Origin of the sequence: Vulcanisaeta sp. JCM 14467, assembly GCF_001316245.1 — an archaeon.
In the GTDB taxonomy this organism is placed as follows: domain Archaea; phylum Thermoproteota; class Thermoprotei; order Thermoproteales; family Thermocladiaceae; genus Vulcanisaeta.
The window spans coordinates 211571-227718 of the sequence record NZ_BBDM01000003.1 but is presented as its reverse complement, the minus strand read 5'-3'; the positions used below and the strand labels follow the sequence as shown (position 1 = coordinate 227718).

The following is a 16148-nucleotide window of genomic DNA, read 5'->3' as shown; positions in this document are numbered from 1 at the left end:
GCCTGAGACTGCGAGGTTAGCCTGGATTCGCTTATTCAGGGGCTTAGGGGCTTTATTGAGTCTAGTGATAAGTATGTTGATGAGATTAATAACATGATAATACAGAGGAAGAGGTCCCTCGTCGTTGACTTCCACGACCTATTAATCAGCAATAAGGACTTGGCGGACATGCTCCTGGAGAGGCCTCAGCTCATTATTCAGGCTGGTTCCGAGGCCGTTAGGCAGGCAATAACCGAGAGGGACCCGGAGCTGGCTAAGTCTGTTAGGAACTTCTACATGAGGTTTAAGAGGCTCCCCGAGTCCCTGCCTATTAGGAGGTTGAGGAGTGAGGTCCTGGGTAAGTTGATAATGGTTGAGGGTATAATAACTAGGCAGACACCGCCTAAGCACTACCTCAGGAAGTCAGTGTTCAGATGCTCGCAGTGCGGTTACGAGATTGAGATCCCGCAGCCGACTACGGGCTTTGTCCAACCGCCCAAGCGCTGCCCCAAGTGTGGTGCGTTGAATAGCATGATCTTCGTTGAGGAGAGAAGCGAGTTCATTGATTGGCAGAAGATCATTGTTCAGGAGAAGCCTGAGGAGCTGCCGCCTGGCCAGCTGCCGAGGAGTATTGAGGCTATACTGCTTGATGACTTGGTGGACACGGTTAAGCCCGGCGACAGGGTCTACCTAGTAGGCATCATGAACCTGGACCTAGCCGACCTCAAGAAGGGTAAGCCGCCCGTGGTCTCGAGCTTCATGGAGGTTAACTACGTGGAGAGCCAACAAAGGGAGCTTGTGGAGATCGAGATCACGCCTGAGGATGAGAAGAAGATACTGGAGCTTTCTAAGATGGCTGACGTCAGGGAGAGGATCATAAAGTCCATAGCACCCTCAATATACGGCATGGAGGACATTAAGGAATCCATAGCCTGCCTACTCTTCGGCGGCGTGCCCAAGGTCTACCCGGATGGCATTAGGGTTAGGGGTGACATACACATACTCCTCGTCGGCGACCCAGGCATGGCCAAGACCCAGCTGCTCAGATTCGTGACCAAGATAGCGCCTAGGGCGGTGTACACGACTGGTAAGGGCAGCTCTGCTGCCGGCCTAACCGCGGCTGTTGTTCGTGAAAAGGACACTGGCGAGTTCTACCTCGAGGCTGGGGCGTTGGTACTTGCGGATACTGGCGTGGCGGTTATCGACGAGATAGATAAGATGGATACCAAGGATAGGGTAGCCATTCACGAGGCCCTCGAGCAACAGACCGTGTCAATAGCCAAGCTGGTATAGTGGCCACATTAAACGCCAGGTGCAGCGTGTTGGCTGCTGCCAACCCAGCCTTCGGTAGGTATCTGCCAAATAGGACTGTTGCCGAGAACGTGGACCTACCGGTGACGCTACTCTCAAGGTTCGACCTAATATTCATCATTAGGGACGAACCGAACCTGGATAGGGATAAGGCAATTGCTGAGCACATAACCACACTACACGCCGGTGAGGTTCCTGAGGCTTTGCTGAAATAATACCGCCGGACCTGCTTAGGAAGTACATTGCCTATGCCAGGAAGCACGTTAAGCCTGTCCTTACTCCGGAGGCTAGGGAGAGGATCGTGCAGTTTTACGTGCAAATGAGGGCTAAGTCCAGGGAGCCAGACTCACCAATTGCAATCACGGCTAGGCAATTGGAGGCCCTTATCAGGCTTGCCGAGGCCGAGGCTAAGATGAGGCTTAGCCCTGTGGTTGAGGCTGAGGATGCTGATAGGGCCATTAGGCTCTTCATGAAGTATCTGAGTAGTGTTGGTATTGATGTTGAGTCTGGGAAGATCGACATAGACATAATAATGACTGGGAAGCCAAAGTCAACTCAGGAGAGGATGGCGTTAATAATGAACCTACTGGCCCAGCTTGAGGAGTCGAGTGGTGGTAAGCCCGTTAGGATTGAGGACCTATATAAGGAGGCTGAGGCTGCTGGTCTCGATAGGCAGGCCGTGGATAAGGCAATAAACATGCTACTTAAGTCCGGCGACATTTACATGCCGAAGCCTGGCTACGTTAAGAGGTACTCATTTAAATTCGGGCTTTATATTCATGGTAAGAAATGCTTATATTCATGGAAGGGAAAATCCGGCGTTGTGATTGATAGGTTAAATGCAATAATTACTGGGCTTAGAAATGCCGTGACGCTCACGGTGGAGAGACTTACCGAGAGATTGAGGGAATTAAATATTGAGGTCCCAAATGAGGAGACAATCGGCGACTGGGGTTGGAGCGTTATTTCCAAGGCCATGGAGGCCGGGATTATAAGCCTAAGTGATGCCGACATCGACGCTATGTATTACGTGTTTAGGAGATGTGCCATACTTGAGGAGATGGTTAGGGAGACTTTGGCTAGACCTGGGGAGGTTGATGAGAATTTCGTGAATAATTTAATGGATGATTTCAGGGAAAATGTGGAGGCATTGGCACGGGTTAGAGAGAGGATTAATCAATTGCTTTCATAAGTCTATATATACTATTTATCATTGTTTATAAACCGGAGTCTACGTAAATTACGTATCGAGCGTGTTATTTTTAATGTACTTAGGAAAGCATTGCTTTAAAAGTACAATGATAATCATTAGTTGGTTAAAATGTCTGTTCAAGCTCCAAGCATATACACGATAGAGATCATCTATAGGGGCATACACCAGAGACACCTGGCTAGGAATCTGTCCAGGGGCATTGTGTATGCGGCTAGGATAGCAGGTAATGCAGCATTGTCCTATCAGAGGTATGGTGATGATCCGGAGAGGGATGGTGTGCCTGCTAAGTACTTCGTTGTCGTGGCCAAGAGCGCTAATGAGGAGATCCTCGATGCGGAGGCTGCCAGGGTTGAGCCTGACTATGTGGATGTCTCGATAGTGCTTGATGACACGATCCTTAAGGGTGTTGAGTCCTGGGCTTGGCAGGGTATTCAACCCGTTCACCTGAAGCTGAAGCCCGGCGGATTGTTGGTGGTGGTTTCTAAGAGGAGCCTGATGAATTGATTAAGTTCATACCTACCAGGGATTCACCATACACGTTAGTGGTTGTTTATGGTGAGAGGAGTATTGGCGACTTCTGGACATTCCCAGATGACGGTACTGTGGAGAGGGTCCTTGGCGCAATCGCAGGGTAGCACCAGACATACTCACCCTTGATGATGTGAAGAGGTATTTAGGTAACCTTGACAAGCCTGAGGAGAGGGTTAACAGGGCCCTGGAGGCGTATCAATCATTGACTAAGTTGAGGGAGGTTAAGCCGGGTGAGGGATTGCCGTATAAGTATGAACCACCGCACCTACCTGGTTGGAAGGACATGATGATTGGAGGCGCAATACCTGGCTTAAAGCCGAACCAGAGGAACCCGTACTTTACGGGTGGTACTGCTAAGCATTATAGGCCGGTCATAAACTTCGATAAATGTATTAAGTGCAGCCTATGTTGGGAGTACTGCCCTGACTCGGTATTTGACGTGACGCCAGACGGCTACTTCAACCCAGCCCTAGCCTACTGTAAGGGCTGTGGTATTTGCGCTGAGGTTTGTCCGGTGCCTGACACGATAATTATGGTTGATGAGATGGAGTTTGAGGATGGGTATGGGAAGTTCCTTGACGAGTACAGGGCTTGGAAGGAGAATAGGGAGGCTTATAGGAAGTGGTTTGAGTCATTATTACCGAAGGCACAGGTAATAAGTGTGAGGAAGAGGTGAGAGGCATGTCCGTCTCCGCACTCGAGACAAAACGCCTCGAGGCAGTGCTCAAGGGCGATGAGGAGGTTGAGGTTGTTGGCACTGGAACGGACGCGGTGGCCTACGCATTAATGCTTGCCGATGTTGACGTTACATCAGCATACCCGATAAGGCCCTATGGAGGCGTAATGCAGACCGTGGCCAGGTTAATAGCTGACGGTTACATGAAGGCCGAGTACATAGTGGCTGCCCACGAGCATGACCAGTTCGAGATTGTTAAGCATGCCTCAGCGGTTGGAGCCAGGACCTTCGTTGGCAGTAGTGGTGTTGGTTGGCTGCTGGCTATTGAGGCTATCGTGGCCATTAGCACCGATAGGTACCCAGTGGTCGCATTAATAGGTAATAGGGCTCTGGATGACCCAGGAGCCTATGGCGTGGAGCATAATGACGCGTTGATGGTTAGGGACGTGGGCTGGCTCCTGGTATGGGTTGACACGGCTCAAGAGGCCTTGGACACGACGTTGATCGCGTATAGGGTTGCCGAGGACCCAAGGGTCATGCTACCAGTCGGTATTTCAATGGATGGGGCATTCCTAACGCATAGTGAGCACGTGTTTAAGATACCACCGAAGAAAAAGGTCCAGCAATTCCTACCACCATACGACCTAGGCAATAGGAAGCTGCACCCAAGCAATGTCATTAGCGTTGCGCCCCAGGTCAATGAGGACTGGGTTACCGAGATTAGGAAGCAGATGGATGAAGCCATGAAGAATGCAAGGAAGGTTATTGAGGAGGCCTATAGGGACTTCGCAAAGATATTCGGCAGGGACTATGGAAACCCATTCGTTGAGCCATACATGGTTGAGGACGCGGACGTGGTAATGGTTGGTATGGGCACTGTATCTAAGCCGATTAAGGAGGCCGTCAGGAGATTGAGGGCTAAGGGTGAGAGGGTTGGTTTCCTGAGGATTAGGTGGTTTAGGCCATTCCCGACGGAGGACATAATACGATACCTAAGCGGTGTTAAGGTCGTGGCCGTGGTTGATAGGGACTACTCATTCGGTTCGCCATTTGACGGTGGTGCCGTGTTTACGGAAATCAGGAGTGCACTGTATGAGACTGATCATAGGCCACTCATGATGAACTTCATCGGTGGTCTTGGTGGTAGGGAGATTACCTATAATGATGCGATTAATATGTTCAATATGGCCTTGGAGGCTGCTAGAAAAAGTAAGGTTGAGCAGAGGGTGATTTGGTATGGAGTTAGAGAGTAAAATGGGAAAAGAAGAAAAATTTATAAGGGAGAGGTGGGGGTGATCTGGTGTGACAATCTCGATTAAGCTCGCCCGAACAGTCAAGGACCTATTAATGATGGCCCAGACTGAGTATTTCGACTCTGGTCACAGGACTTGCCAGGGCTGTGAGTCTGCAATGGTTCTTAGGTGGGTTGCCAAGGCGGCTGGCCCTAACACGATTGTCATCGGAGCCACGGGCTGTATGTACGTAGCTAACACGACGTATTACACAACGGCCTGGGCACTACCCTGGATACACACTCAATTATCCGGTACGGGCTCAGCCGTTGTTGGCACGGCGGCAGCACTTAAGGCGCTCATGGAGAAGGGCAAGCTACCCAATGAGAAGATTAACGTGATAGGCATATGCGGAGACCTGGGCTGTGCAGATGCTGGGCTCTCCGAGGTTTCGAATGCGATGACGCACACGAAGTATAACTTCCTAATACTCATGTACGATAATGAATCCAGCGCAAACACGGATATACAGGAAACAACGATGACACCATTCGGAGCACTAACAACCTTTAGCCCAAGCGGTAAGCAGGTCAGGATCATGAAGTATAGGTGGAAGAAGAATATGGCGGCGATGATGGCTGTTGGGCATCCGGAGGTTAGGTATGTGGCAACGGCAATAGCCTCAGACCCAATAGACCTGTACAACAAGGTAAAGAAGGCTCTAGAGATTGGCGGACCCACGTTCATACACACCTTAGACCCATGCCCCAAGGGCTGGGGCTACGACCCTAAGTACAGCCATGAAATAGGTAAGCTAGCGGTGGAGACAGGCATATGGCCTCTATTCGAGATAGAGGATGGGAAGTTCAGGCTAACAAGCACCAGCGCCAGGATAGCCAGCGGCGAGATTAAGAGGAAGCCCGTCAAGGAGTACATAAGGAGACAGTCAAGGTTTAAGCACTTGACAGATGGGGATATTGAGTATATACAGAGGAAGGTTGATGAGATGTGGGAGAAGTGGTTAATTCCAGGACTAATACCGCTAACGAAGGAGCTTCCTTACCCAGAGGTAACTAAGGCGAGCACTAAATAATTACGGAATATACATCAACTTAAAATCAAAGTATTTCTCAATTATATTGTCATTTAACCAATGAATTTAAATATATTATTAAAAATTATCATTTCTTTTAAAAATATTTAGAATATATTTTAATTTATAAATTCCTTATTTCATGATATATCAATAATTATAATCACTAATATTTGCTTCATTTTAATGCATTAATGAATATATTTTTTAGCCATGTTTATAAATATCTAAAGTGGTTAATTAATAGTATGGGGGGTAGTCCTCAGTTAACTGATAAGCAGATACTTGGCTTTAGTAGGTGGTTCGCCTTTATTGGTGCCTTCCTGGCAATGTTCATGATTAGTCCGTATGAGTATGCCTTTAGTGCCTTCTCCCATGATGTTACTCAATTCTTCCACATAAGTTCTGTGTTTTTAGGCACGGTGTTCACGGTCAATATATTCCTGGAGTCTGTGTTTGGTTGGCCGGCTGGCTTCATTAGGGATAGGTATGGGCCTTGGCTCCTGCAGCTGATTGCAGCATTTCTCGTTGGTGTTGGTTACTTTGCTGCAATATTTGGTTTACCATCCTATTGCTTTGGGTTTACGCAATAATTGGCGGCATTGGAGCTGGCATTGTCTATAATAATAGCGTTACCGTAGCTAATAAGTGGTTCCCTGACCATAGGGCCACCGTGGCTGGCACAATATCGGCTGGGTTTAGCTGGGGCTCAATACCAATAATATTGTTAATTGGTATCCTGCCCAAGATACACCCAATTGCCGTATTTAAGTCAATAATGCTTGGTTTAGCTGTGACGTCATTCGTGATAATACTGATCTCCGCCTTCCTAATGAGAAGAGACCCGCCAAAGGGTTGGAAGCCACCAACCTACAACCCGCAGTCCTCCAGGTCGAAGTTGATACGCGCCACTGATTACCAATTTACATTCTCTGAAACCGTTAGGACTTGGCAGTTCTGGATATTAGTCATAACATTCCTCCTGGTGGCCTCTGAGGGCTTAACAATCGTGTCTAAGGCCGTTCAATACGGCCTCTACTTCCACTTTACCCTAGTAATTGCCGTAGCCGCGGCTCTGGGCTCCTCAATAATGGCTGGACTTGGTAAGTTCATAACGGGCGTTGTTTCTGATGCAATTGGTGTTATTAAGACATTAATACTATTCTACGCACTGTCGGGTGTCTTCACGTTATTAAGCATACTATTTGGAGTTTTACATAATGAGATTGGTTTCGTAGTCTCAGTAGCGTTAGCGATACTGACCTGGGCGTCGATATATACCGTTAACCCAGCAGCCGTTGGCTACTTCTATGGTGAGGTGGCCTCAGGCAATAACTATGGCCTCCTATACGCAATTGCCAAGGGTAGTGGGGCCATCTATGGTGGTGTACTTACGGCGATAATGATAACGGCACTTGGATGGATAAACACGATGATCGTATCTGGCCTCTTCGGCATAATAGCCGCATTACTAGCAATACCACTGCTCTGGAAGATACCGAAACCTCCAAAGAAACAGTAATCATTTCGTAGAAAATTTTCATTTAAAATTATCATTAGTACATACTTTTATTCAATTATTTCAATATATTTACTGTAATTATTCTTGTAATGATCGGTTAAGTATAAAATATTATTTAGGTTATATTTATTAAATATTTATACATATGTATCTTTATGGGGATAACTAAAGAAATAATTACTGAGCTAGAGAAGATTGTTGATAGTGATAATGTTATCATTGATGATGCTGAGCTTATGGTTTATGAGGCTGATGGTTCCTTCGTATATACGGCTAGGCCTGACGTGGTGGTCTTTCCTAGGTCTACTGAGGAGGTTGCCAGGGTTGTTAGGGTTGCTTGGGAGAATAGGATTCCGATTGTTGGTCGTGGATCTGGTACGAGTCTCAGTGGTGGTGCCCTGCCTATTGAGGGTGGTATTGTTGTTTCCCTTACCAAAATGAATAGAATCCTCGAGCTTGATGTTGAGAATGAGGCTGCCACGGTTGAGGCTGGGGTAATTAATCTATGGGTCAGTGATGCCTTGGCTAGGCTTAATTATCAGTACCCAATAGACCTCGGCTACTACTTCCCGGCTGACCCAGGTAGTCAGAGGTTTCTACGATAGGTGGTAATATTAGTCATAATGCTGGTGGTGTTAAGTGCTTCAAGTATGGGGTTACGGTTAATAATGTGCGTGGGTTAAAGGTAGTACTACCCAATGGTGAGGTTAGGTTCTTTGGTGGTAAGGTTGTTGAGAGCCCTGGCTATGACGTTGTTGGTATCATAAGTGGTTCTGAGGGTACCATGGCCATAGTCACCGAGGCTGTTCTTAGGATTGTGGGTAATTATGAGTCCGTGAAGACCATACTGGCTGCATTCAACTCCGTGGAGGATGCGGGCACGGCGGTTTCTAAGATCATCAGCGCCGGGATTAGGCCCGTTGCCCTTGAGTTCATGGATAAAATAGCCGTTAATGCCATCGAGGCTGGCCCGTGGGGTGGTGGGTTGCCTACCGATGCCGAGGCGATATTACTCATTGATGTTGAGGGTTCCGAGCCAGGCGCAAGTGCTGAGGCGGGTAGGATAATCGAGATGCTGAAGTCCTTGGGCGCGTACATGGTTAAGCTCGCTAGGGATAGGGCTGAGGCTAACAGGTGGTGGAACGCGAGGAAGCAAGCCTTTGGGGCTATGGGTTTTGTGGGTCCAAACTACATAACTGGTGATGGGACTATACCGAGGAAGAAATTGCCGGAGGCCCTGCGTAGGATTAGGGAGATTGGGAATAAGTATGGCTTTAGGATTGCCAATGTATTCCATGCTGGTGATGGGAACCTGCACCCATTGATACTCTATGATGAGAGGAGACCCGGCGAGAGGGAGAGGGCATTGCAGGCTGAGGATGAGATACTTAGGATGTGCGTTGAGATTGGCGGCACCATAACGGGTGAGCATGGCGTTGGGTATTACAAGAAGCACCTTATTGGGTTGCTCTATACTGATTATGAATTGAATGTTATGAAGGGCATAAAGTCCGTATTCGACCCATTGGGCATTATGAACCCTGGAAAAATCTTCCCAAGGTGATTATATGATCCTCGAGACGATACTTAAGGGTATTGAGAAGGAGGTTAGTAACGACGCAATTAAGGAACCAACAAGTAAGTATGTGGTTGATGGATTAATGCCCAAGGTCGTGCTATACCCGAGGGATGTTAATGAGCTTAGCATAATGATGAGGGGCATAAGTAGGGAGAGACTCGGCGTAATACCCATGGTTAATGGCTCCAAGACCTTCATAGGCAATATACCTAAAGCCTACGACGTAGCCCTCGACCTAAGCCGCGTGCATAGGGTCATAGAGCCTGACCCAGAAGAGATGGTTGGTGTCTATGGCGTTAGTGCGTCATTTAATGAGGTTCAGGAGGTATTAAGAAGGGTAAGTAGGAGACTGCCCATTGACCCACCACTTTCGGGTCGTTCAAGCATTGGTGGTGTATTCTCATGTAATTTATTTGGTCCGTTGGCTTACACGTTTATGACCACGAGGGACATAACCCTTAGGGTTAGGGCTGTAATGCCTGATGGGACTGTCGTTAGGTGGGGCACGGGAATGATTAAGGACGTGGCTGGTTACAACGTGAAGAGGCTCTTCATTGGTTCCTGTGGCTCCCTGGGGATTATTTATGAGGTTATGTCCAGGATTGCCGCAATACCCGACGTAATCGCCGTTGCCAAGTTGAATAGGGAGCTTGACCTGCTCATTATGAGGAGGTTGAAGCCCTATGGCGCGATAGTCGTTAATGGTACCATGTACCTTAGGTTTGAGGGTGTTAAGGAGGAGGTGGAGTATCGCCTGAGCAAATTGGGCGAGGTTTCGGGTTTTGATGTCTTTTATGGCGGTGAGGCTGAGGAGTTATGGTATAGGCTTACCTCCATGGATGAGTTATTTGATAATTACAGTGTCGTAATTAAGTTAGTGATGCCGCAGGCAAGACTGAGGGATGCCCTGGATGGATTACCAAGTGGTTACCTGGTTAAGATGCCCATGATTGGTGAGGCCTACTTAGGCGTTAATAATATTGACGTTAATACATTGAGCACCATTAGGAGTAGGATCAATGATTTGGGTGGTTACTTAATAATTTTGAAGGCACCACCCGAACTTAAGCGTGGCATTGATGTTTGGGGTCTTAACCAGAACCTTGACATAATGTCTAAGCTGAAATCCGTGTTCGACCCATTAGGTATAATGAGCCCTGGGAGGTTCGTGGGTGGTCTTTAATGAGTGGCGGTGATGAGTTGTATAAGAGGTTTATTGAGGAGGGTCTCAACGAGGCCTATAAGTGCGTACACTGTGGCTTCTGCCTACCAACATGCCCGACGTATAGGGCTACCTGGAATGAGACGGATAGCCCAAGGGGCAGGATATACTTAATCAAGGCATTACTGACAGGTAAGTTACAGCCCACGGAGACCCTGCTAAGGCACCTAGATGCCTGCGTGATATGCAGGAGGTGCGAGACTGCGTGCCCATCTGGCGTTCAGTATAGTAAGGTTCTTGATGCGGCATATGCTTACCTGGGTGATAAATTAACGAATTATGGATATCCATGGCATATAAGGACTGGATTTAAACTCATTGAGAACCCGACCATTATAAAACTCGCCCTATCATTATCCAACTCATTACCTGGAATACCAAGGCACATGAGGGGATTCGCCAGGTCCAGGGATAGGGAGAGACTCGATGACGTGCTTGGTAGGGTGTTTAGGGTGCCGAGGAATAAGCCCGTTAGGGTAGGGTGCTCCTGTTCGTAACGACTCATGTGTTGCCTGGCAATCACACACGCACTCGATCTACGCCACAATTAGGGTCCTCACGTGGAATGGATTTGAGGTGGTTGTACCCAGGGAATTCAGGTGCTGTGGTGCGCCGTATATGCACATGGGGAAGTTCGATAAGGCACTTGAGTTAGCTAGGCATAACATCGATGTATTGAGTAGGTATGAAAAGACGTATGGGATAGACTACGTGGTTGTGCCTGACTCAGGTGGTTGTCAGGCCCAGTGGCTTGAGTACGAGAGACTACTTAATATGAAGCTGAACCTTAGGCAAAGTGTTCTGAACACGCTCCAACTACTTGATAAGGTTGGTCTCGTTGGTGAGCTCGGCCCAGTTAAGATGAGGGTGTCAATACAGCACAGCTGTCACCTCATGAATGTAGCCAAGGCCCATGACGCGGTGCTCCGCGTAATTAGCAAGATTCCAGGTCTGGAAATTAGTGGCTTAGACACTGCGGACATATGCTGTGGGGCTGGCATGATGTACCCAGATAGGCACCCAGACATTGCAGGGGAAATAACCAGGCAGAAGATCGAGGATTTAATGCGCCATAAGCCCGACGCTCTAGTACTAGAGAGCGTGACCTGCAAGGCTCATTGGGCTAATATTGTTAGGGATAATAACCTGGGTATAAGGTTGATATACCCAACGGAATTACTCGATGCATCCTATACATTCGGTGGGAATTCAGGATATGAGGATATCATGGGGAGGAGTATGGTCTTTAAATAACAATTCATTGAGGCGATGATCATTTAGTAATAGGCTCATTTGCCGACTAAGTTAATGGTGGTTACAGTTATAAATAGGTACTATATTTATCGTCGATGTCAATATGCGTCAGGAGTCCAGCCTCTATAGCTAATCTAGGGCCTGGATTCGACATACTATCCATGGCAATCACAGAGCCGTATGACGTGGTCTGCGTTAAGTTGACTCATGGTGGAGATGATAGTGTTAGGTTCATTGGTGAATACTCTCATTACCTGCCCAGTAATTTTAGGTCCACGACAATGCATCCCGTCGTTGAGGAGTTCCGGAGGATCCTCGGCATTAACTTTAACGTACATGTCACTATATGGAAGGGCATTAAACCGGCGAGTGGCTTGGGTAGTAGTGGTGCCGATGCTGCTGCCATAGCCTACGCCCTGAATAAGCTACTCAATGCGGGTCTTAACCATAAGTCGCTGATTAGGATTGCGGCGCTTGGCGAGACTGCGGCGGCCGGCGTGCCGCATATGGATAATGTCGCTGCCTCCCTACTTGGTGGCTTGGTAATCATTAACCGGTGACTGGGGATTTCGTTAAGGTTGACCTACCCAGTAATTACTGGGTCTCTGTGGTTATTGCAGGTAGTAAGCCGAGCACCAGGGAGATGCGTAAGTTACTGCCCAATGCCGTGGGCATGAATGACCTCAAGAATAACTCCGCATATGCGTCGATGCTTGTCTACTCATTAATCACTGGGAATAGGGAGGTGCTGAGCAGGGCATTGATGGGTGATTCCATTGTTGAGCCCGTGAGGTCTAGGCTATACCCACACTATAACGTAGTTAAGGAGGCATTACTCAAGGCTGGGGCTATCGGCGTCACCCTGGCAGGCGCCGGCCCATCACTCTTCGGCATATTTGATTTTGAGCCAGACAGGGAGAGCATTAGTGGCTTACTTGAGGCTCGCGGTTTGAGGGATTACGTATTAATTATTACGCGGCCAAGTAATGTTGGTGTTCATGAGGTGCCTTACGAAGACCTTAATACTTAATATGTATATCGTGTTTATGCCTCGGGATGAACGTCATAGTAATTGGTGGGGGAGTTATAGGGACTGTGCTGACTCACCTACTTTCATTAAGGGGTGTTAGTGTTACATTGGTTAATTCTGATTTTCAAAGACCTAGGTTCCCGCTTATTCACTCGAAGCTCCTGAGGTTTCCTGAGGATATTAAATTGGCGAGGATTAGCGAGGACGTGTACGTGGGATTGTCTAGGGAGTTGGGTATTAATGTCCTGAGGCCCATGAAGTCCATCACCGTAATTCCGGCGGTGTGCTATAACGATATGCTTGGTATAATGGGTATGTGGCATGAGGCTGGTGCTGAAACTCACGTGGTGAGTAGTATTGACGAGTATGGACTTAAGAGAGCTAATGACCAGGAGATGTACATTCTCAGTACTAATGGCGACAACCTGGTTAACTACCATTACTAATGGGTAAGGTCCATGAGATAAAGGGCGTCAACTACATCAGGGGTGAAGCCGCTATTAGGCTTGGTAATCATGAGGTTAGGGTTTTAGTGAGTGGTAATGAGTTGCGTGGGGATTACGTAATCCTTGCCTCTGGGGCTTGGAACTCCATAATAACCAGGGGTACCGGATTAAGGGTGCCATTACTTCCATATAAATGCCAAGCAGCTGCCTTCATGGGCAGGGGGATTAGTAATGTCATTGTTTATGACTATGTACTTGACATTTACATGAGACCCCTCGGCTCAGTAATAGATAATGCGTTGAGTAGGCTGGGGCTCTCAATAATTGTTGCTGGCGATGGCAACTCCAGAATAACCGAGCCAGGCAGGGAGGCGGGAGTTGACCGCGAATTCATCAGTGAAATTAGGGGTAAAGTCAGGTCTAGGGTTGGCGAGGTCCTGCTCGTCGGCTCTAGGTTTGGTTATTGCGAGGTTACGCCTGACATGAGACCCCTCGTTGGTACTCTTGGGTTAGATAGCTTGTTATTGATTGGTGGGTTTAATGGTTATGGAGCAGAGGTGGGGCCTGCCCTAGCCTCGGCTGTTGTTGATTACGTGCTTAGTGGTTCCTGGCCTGACTACGCGAGGCCTTACCTCATTGATAGGTTTGGTAATGATTGGCCGAGTACCTGGGACATCAGTGTTGAGGCCCATGAACTCTGTGTTTAGTACAGCCTAAACTCTTTATTAGTCCTGCTGAGAATTATTGCTTGGTTGATTAACGTTGCGTATCGCTGACCTGCCAATTCCAGACGTATTAAGGGACTTCATAGCCAGGGAGAGGGGTATTCAGGAACTTTACCCACCGCAGGAGGAGGCTGTACGTAGGGGCTTGTTTGATGGTAGGAATATCGTCATGTGCACGAGCACGGCGACCGGGAAGACACTGATGGCTGAGCTCGTGATGATAAATGCCGTACTTACCAGGAGCGTTAAGGCCGTACTAGCCGTCCCACTGAGGGCCCTTGCCTATGAGAAGGCTAGGGACTTAAGGGTTTATGAGAGACTTGGTGTTAGGATTGCAGTCACCACCGGTGAGTATGATAAGGAGGATGCATGGCTCATGAATTATGACATCGTGGTTACAACGTACGAGAAACTCGACAGCCTACTTAGGCATAGAGCCGAGTGGCTTAGGCAGGTTGGTGTCTTGGTTATTGATGAAATTCATTATATCGATGATGATAAGAGGGGGCCAACAATAGAGTCGATAATCGCTAAGGTAAAGACACTCGGCCTCAACACCCAGATACTTGCCCTGTCAGCAACCGTCGGTAATGCCGAGGAAATTGCCAATTACCTCGACGCTGAGCTTGTAGCGTCGGATTGGAGACCAGTTAGGCTTAGGGAGGGTGTTTACTATGATGGCGTTATTTACTATGCCGACGGGTCCAGGGCCTTGATCAAGGACCTGGGCAACCCAGTACTATCGCTTGTGATGGATACCATAGTTAATGGCGGCCAGGCACTCGTATTCACAAACTCAAGGTCGAACACCGTTAAGCTTGCCCAGCAGATAGCCCATTACATATGTAATTATGGGATGAAGCTCATAGAGCCAGGCACGCTCGCTAAAATCTCCAACTCAATAATTGAGACGTCTCAATCAAAGCTACTTGGCGAGGAGTTGGCCAGGATTGTTAAGTGCGGTGTTGCCTTTCATCATGCTGGGCTTGACATGGATACGAGGTCCATCGTCGAGTCCTCCTTTAGGGATAGACTGATTAAGGTTGTTGTGGCTACGACTACGCTTGCCGCAGGCGTTAATTTACCGGCTAGGAGAGTCATCATACATGAGTATAGAAGGTATGAGCCAGGCATTGGCATGGAGGAGCTACCCGTCATGGAGTATAAACAGATGGCAGGTAGGGCCGGTAGGCCTGGGCTAGACCCATATGGTGAGGCCGTGCTCATTGCAAGGAGTGAGGATGAGGTTGATTACCTAATTAGGAACTACATAAATGCCAGGGTTGAGGATGTAAAGTCCAAGTTCCTGACAGACAAGAACCTGGCCACGCACATACTCTCGGCAATAGCCAGCGGCTACGCATCAAGTATTGACGACATCATGAGGTTCATATCATCAACCTGGGCTACGTCCAGGGTGACTTCGATAAGAATGAATTCCTTAGGGACCTACTTAGGAGGAAGGTTGATGACTTGATTAACTTTCTAGTCGAGTCGGGATTTCTCGAGAGGATGGATAGTAATGTTGCGGCTACGGCACTTGGCTCACTACTGAATAACCTTTACCTGGACCCGTACACTGCGAATACTTACATACGCGGTCTCAGGGCTAGGGATGAGACAAATGACTTGGGTTATACGCACTTAATCGTTCAATCACCCGAGGTCCCCAGACTCAGGGTTAGGAGGAATGAATTCGATGATTACCTGGAACTCGTGCTCGATAACTGGGACTACCTACTGATTAAGCCTCCAATTAGTAGGGATGAGATTGAGAATGGGGAGTTCGAGGATGAGGAGTTGGAGGACTACTTGTCGACTGTGAAGACCGCCGTGATGCTCCTGGATTGGGCTAACGAGGTTTCTGAGGATGAGCTTTACAAGAATTATGATGTCGGTCCTGGCGACTTGAGGGTGTACAGTGACTTAATGGATTGGCTCGCCAGTGCAGTGGCTAGGCTAGCGGGTGCCCTTAACATGAGAAGACATGAGGAGATGTTGAACATACTTAGGTGGAGGTTGACGTATGGTGTTAGGGATGAGTTGATAGAGCTTGTGGTTAACCTGGAGGGTGTTGGTAGGGCGAGGGCTAGGGCTTTGTATAATTCTGGTTTTAGGAACATTGAGGACATAGCCAATGCGGACCCAAGGGCTATAAGCGTGATTAGGGGCTTCGGTGATAAGCTTGCCCGCTCAATAGTTGAACAAGCACGGAAGTTAATTAGTGAGGGTAGGGTGGCTAGGGCTCCAACAGTGAATAGGGAGGATGGTGTTAGGCAGGGCTATACGAGGAAGAGGGGCTCACTACTTGATTACCTTTGATTTTGATATCGGA

The 16148-nt window shown here is 48.1% G+C and carries 18 protein-coding genes and 2 pseudogenes; all 20 read left to right on the top strand.

The window, feature by feature from the left end; translation table 11 throughout:
- Positions 1 to 21: 21 nt before the first annotated feature.
- Positions 22 to 2041: pseudogene (gene mcm, locus JCM14467_RS04975) on the top strand (minichromosome maintenance protein MCM); the annotation flags it as partial.
- A gap of 570 nt (positions 2042 to 2611) precedes the next feature.
- Positions 2612 to 3007, top strand: coding sequence for a hypothetical protein (locus JCM14467_RS16030; protein WP_252900748.1), 396 nt, complete (start codon positions 2612 to 2614; stop codon positions 3005 to 3007).
- On the top strand, positions 3004 to 3138 hold the full coding sequence (locus JCM14467_RS19375; RefSeq protein ID WP_256359206.1) for a hypothetical protein: 135 nt from the start codon (positions 3004 to 3006) through the stop codon (positions 3136 to 3138). The genes JCM14467_RS16030 and JCM14467_RS19375 overlap by 4 nt, the downstream gene beginning before the upstream one ends.
- 26 nt (positions 3139 to 3164) lie before the next feature.
- Entirely contained in the window at positions 3165 to 3710 is a 546-nt protein-coding gene (locus tag JCM14467_RS16025; RefSeq protein ID WP_252900747.1) for a 4Fe-4S dicluster-binding protein, read from the top strand.
- Positions 3711 to 3715: 5 nt separating this feature from the next.
- The gene (locus JCM14467_RS04960; protein ID WP_054849372.1) at positions 3716 to 4963 is read left to right on the top strand and encodes a pyruvate ferredoxin oxidoreductase; all 1248 of its coding nucleotides are present in this window, start codon (positions 3716 to 3718) and stop codon (positions 4961 to 4963) included.
- 97 nt (positions 4964 to 5060) lie between these two features.
- Positions 5061 to 6035: a thiamine pyrophosphate-dependent enzyme gene (locus tag JCM14467_RS04955; RefSeq protein ID WP_054849371.1), complete on the top strand. Its 975-nt coding sequence runs from the start codon at positions 5061 to 5063 to the stop codon at positions 6033 to 6035.
- Between the two features lie 248 nt (positions 6036 to 6283).
- A complete protein-coding gene (locus JCM14467_RS16020) occupies positions 6284 to 6628 on the top strand; it encodes a hypothetical protein (protein WP_252900745.1) in 345 nt (114 codons plus the stop codon).
- The gene (locus JCM14467_RS04950; RefSeq protein ID WP_252900744.1) at positions 6607 to 7557 is read left to right on the top strand and encodes an MFS transporter; all 951 of its coding nucleotides are present in this window, start codon (positions 6607 to 6609) and stop codon (positions 7555 to 7557) included. Before JCM14467_RS16020 ends, JCM14467_RS04950 begins: the two co-directional genes overlap by 22 nt.
- 155 nt (positions 7558 to 7712) lie before the next feature.
- Positions 7713 to 8162, top strand: coding sequence for an FAD-binding oxidoreductase (locus tag JCM14467_RS19870; RefSeq protein WP_342765465.1), 450 nt, complete (start codon positions 7713 to 7715; stop codon positions 8160 to 8162).
- Positions 8159 to 8215 (top strand): annotated as a pseudogene (locus JCM14467_RS20410) (hypothetical protein); the annotation flags it as partial. The gene JCM14467_RS19870 and the pseudogene JCM14467_RS20410, both read left to right, overlap by 4 nt.
- A gap of 12 nt (positions 8216 to 8227) precedes the next feature.
- On the top strand, positions 8228 to 9121 hold the full coding sequence (locus JCM14467_RS19865) for an FAD-linked oxidase C-terminal domain-containing protein (RefSeq protein ID WP_342765464.1): 894 nt from the start codon (positions 8228 to 8230) through the stop codon (positions 9119 to 9121).
- A gap of 4 nt (positions 9122 to 9125) precedes the next feature.
- On the top strand, positions 9126 to 10319 hold the full coding sequence (locus tag JCM14467_RS04940; RefSeq protein ID WP_054849356.1) for an FAD-binding oxidoreductase: 1194 nt from the start codon (positions 9126 to 9128) through the stop codon (positions 10317 to 10319).
- On the top strand, positions 10319 to 10855 hold the full coding sequence (locus JCM14467_RS20405) for a 4Fe-4S dicluster domain-containing protein (protein WP_054849355.1): 537 nt from the start codon (positions 10319 to 10321) through the stop codon (positions 10853 to 10855). Before JCM14467_RS04940 ends, JCM14467_RS20405 begins: the two co-directional genes overlap by 1 nt.
- Before the next feature lie 37 nt (positions 10856 to 10892).
- A complete protein-coding gene (locus tag JCM14467_RS20400) occupies positions 10893 to 11612 on the top strand; it encodes a (Fe-S)-binding protein (RefSeq protein ID WP_444823182.1) in 720 nt (239 codons plus the stop codon).
- Positions 11613 to 11707: 95 nt separating this feature from the next.
- On the top strand, positions 11708 to 12172 hold the full coding sequence (locus tag JCM14467_RS16015; RefSeq protein WP_252900743.1) for a GHMP family kinase ATP-binding protein: 465 nt from the start codon (positions 11708 to 11710) through the stop codon (positions 12170 to 12172).
- A complete protein-coding gene (locus tag JCM14467_RS16010; RefSeq protein WP_252900742.1) occupies positions 12169 to 12642 on the top strand; it encodes a hypothetical protein in 474 nt (157 codons plus the stop codon). Before JCM14467_RS16015 ends, JCM14467_RS16010 begins: the two co-directional genes overlap by 4 nt.
- Before the next feature lie 26 nt (positions 12643 to 12668).
- Positions 12669 to 13088, top strand: a complete 420-nt coding sequence (locus JCM14467_RS04920; protein WP_054849353.1) for an FAD-dependent monooxygenase — start codon at positions 12669 to 12671, stop codon at positions 13086 to 13088.
- Positions 13088 to 13795, top strand: coding sequence for an NAD(P)/FAD-dependent oxidoreductase (locus JCM14467_RS04915; protein ID WP_054849352.1), 708 nt, complete (start codon positions 13088 to 13090; stop codon positions 13793 to 13795). The genes JCM14467_RS04920 and JCM14467_RS04915 overlap by 1 nt, the downstream gene beginning before the upstream one ends.
- 55 nt (positions 13796 to 13850) lie before the next feature.
- Positions 13851 to 15290, top strand: a complete 1440-nt coding sequence (locus JCM14467_RS16005) for a DEAD/DEAH box helicase (RefSeq protein WP_252900741.1) — start codon at positions 13851 to 13853, stop codon at positions 15288 to 15290.
- Positions 15287 to 16135 (top strand): helix-hairpin-helix domain-containing protein, encoded by an 849-nt coding sequence (locus JCM14467_RS16000; RefSeq protein WP_252900740.1) that lies wholly within the window; start codon positions 15287 to 15289, stop codon positions 16133 to 16135. Before JCM14467_RS16005 ends, JCM14467_RS16000 begins: the two co-directional genes overlap by 4 nt.
- The last annotated feature ends 13 nt before the right edge of the window (positions 16136 to 16148 follow it).

Coding starts and splice junctions, on each gene's coding strand:
- JCM14467_RS16030 (WP_252900748.1), top strand. CDS start 2,612: ATGTCTGTTCAAGCTCCAAGCATATACACGATAGAGATCATCTATAGG.
- JCM14467_RS04960 (WP_054849372.1), top strand. CDS start 3,716: ATGTCCGTCTCCGCACTCGAGACAAAACGCCTCGAGGCAGTGCTCAAG.
- JCM14467_RS04955 (WP_054849371.1), top strand. CDS start 5,061: ATGGCCCAGACTGAGTATTTCGACTCTGGTCACAGGACTTGCCAGGGC.
- JCM14467_RS16020 (WP_252900745.1), top strand. CDS start 6,284: ATGGGGGGTAGTCCTCAGTTAACTGATAAGCAGATACTTGGCTTTAGT.
- JCM14467_RS19870 (WP_342765465.1), top strand. CDS start 7,713: ATGGGGATAACTAAAGAAATAATTACTGAGCTAGAGAAGATTGTTGAT.
- JCM14467_RS04940 (WP_054849356.1), top strand. CDS start 9,126: ATGATCCTCGAGACGATACTTAAGGGTATTGAGAAGGAGGTTAGTAAC.
- JCM14467_RS20405 (WP_054849355.1), top strand. CDS start 10,319: ATGAGTGGCGGTGATGAGTTGTATAAGAGGTTTATTGAGGAGGGTCTC.
- JCM14467_RS16015 (WP_252900743.1), top strand. CDS start 11,708: ATGTCAATATGCGTCAGGAGTCCAGCCTCTATAGCTAATCTAGGGCCT.
- JCM14467_RS04920 (WP_054849353.1), top strand. CDS start 12,669: ATGAACGTCATAGTAATTGGTGGGGGAGTTATAGGGACTGTGCTGACT.
- JCM14467_RS04915 (WP_054849352.1), top strand. CDS start 13,088: ATGGGTAAGGTCCATGAGATAAAGGGCGTCAACTACATCAGGGGTGAA.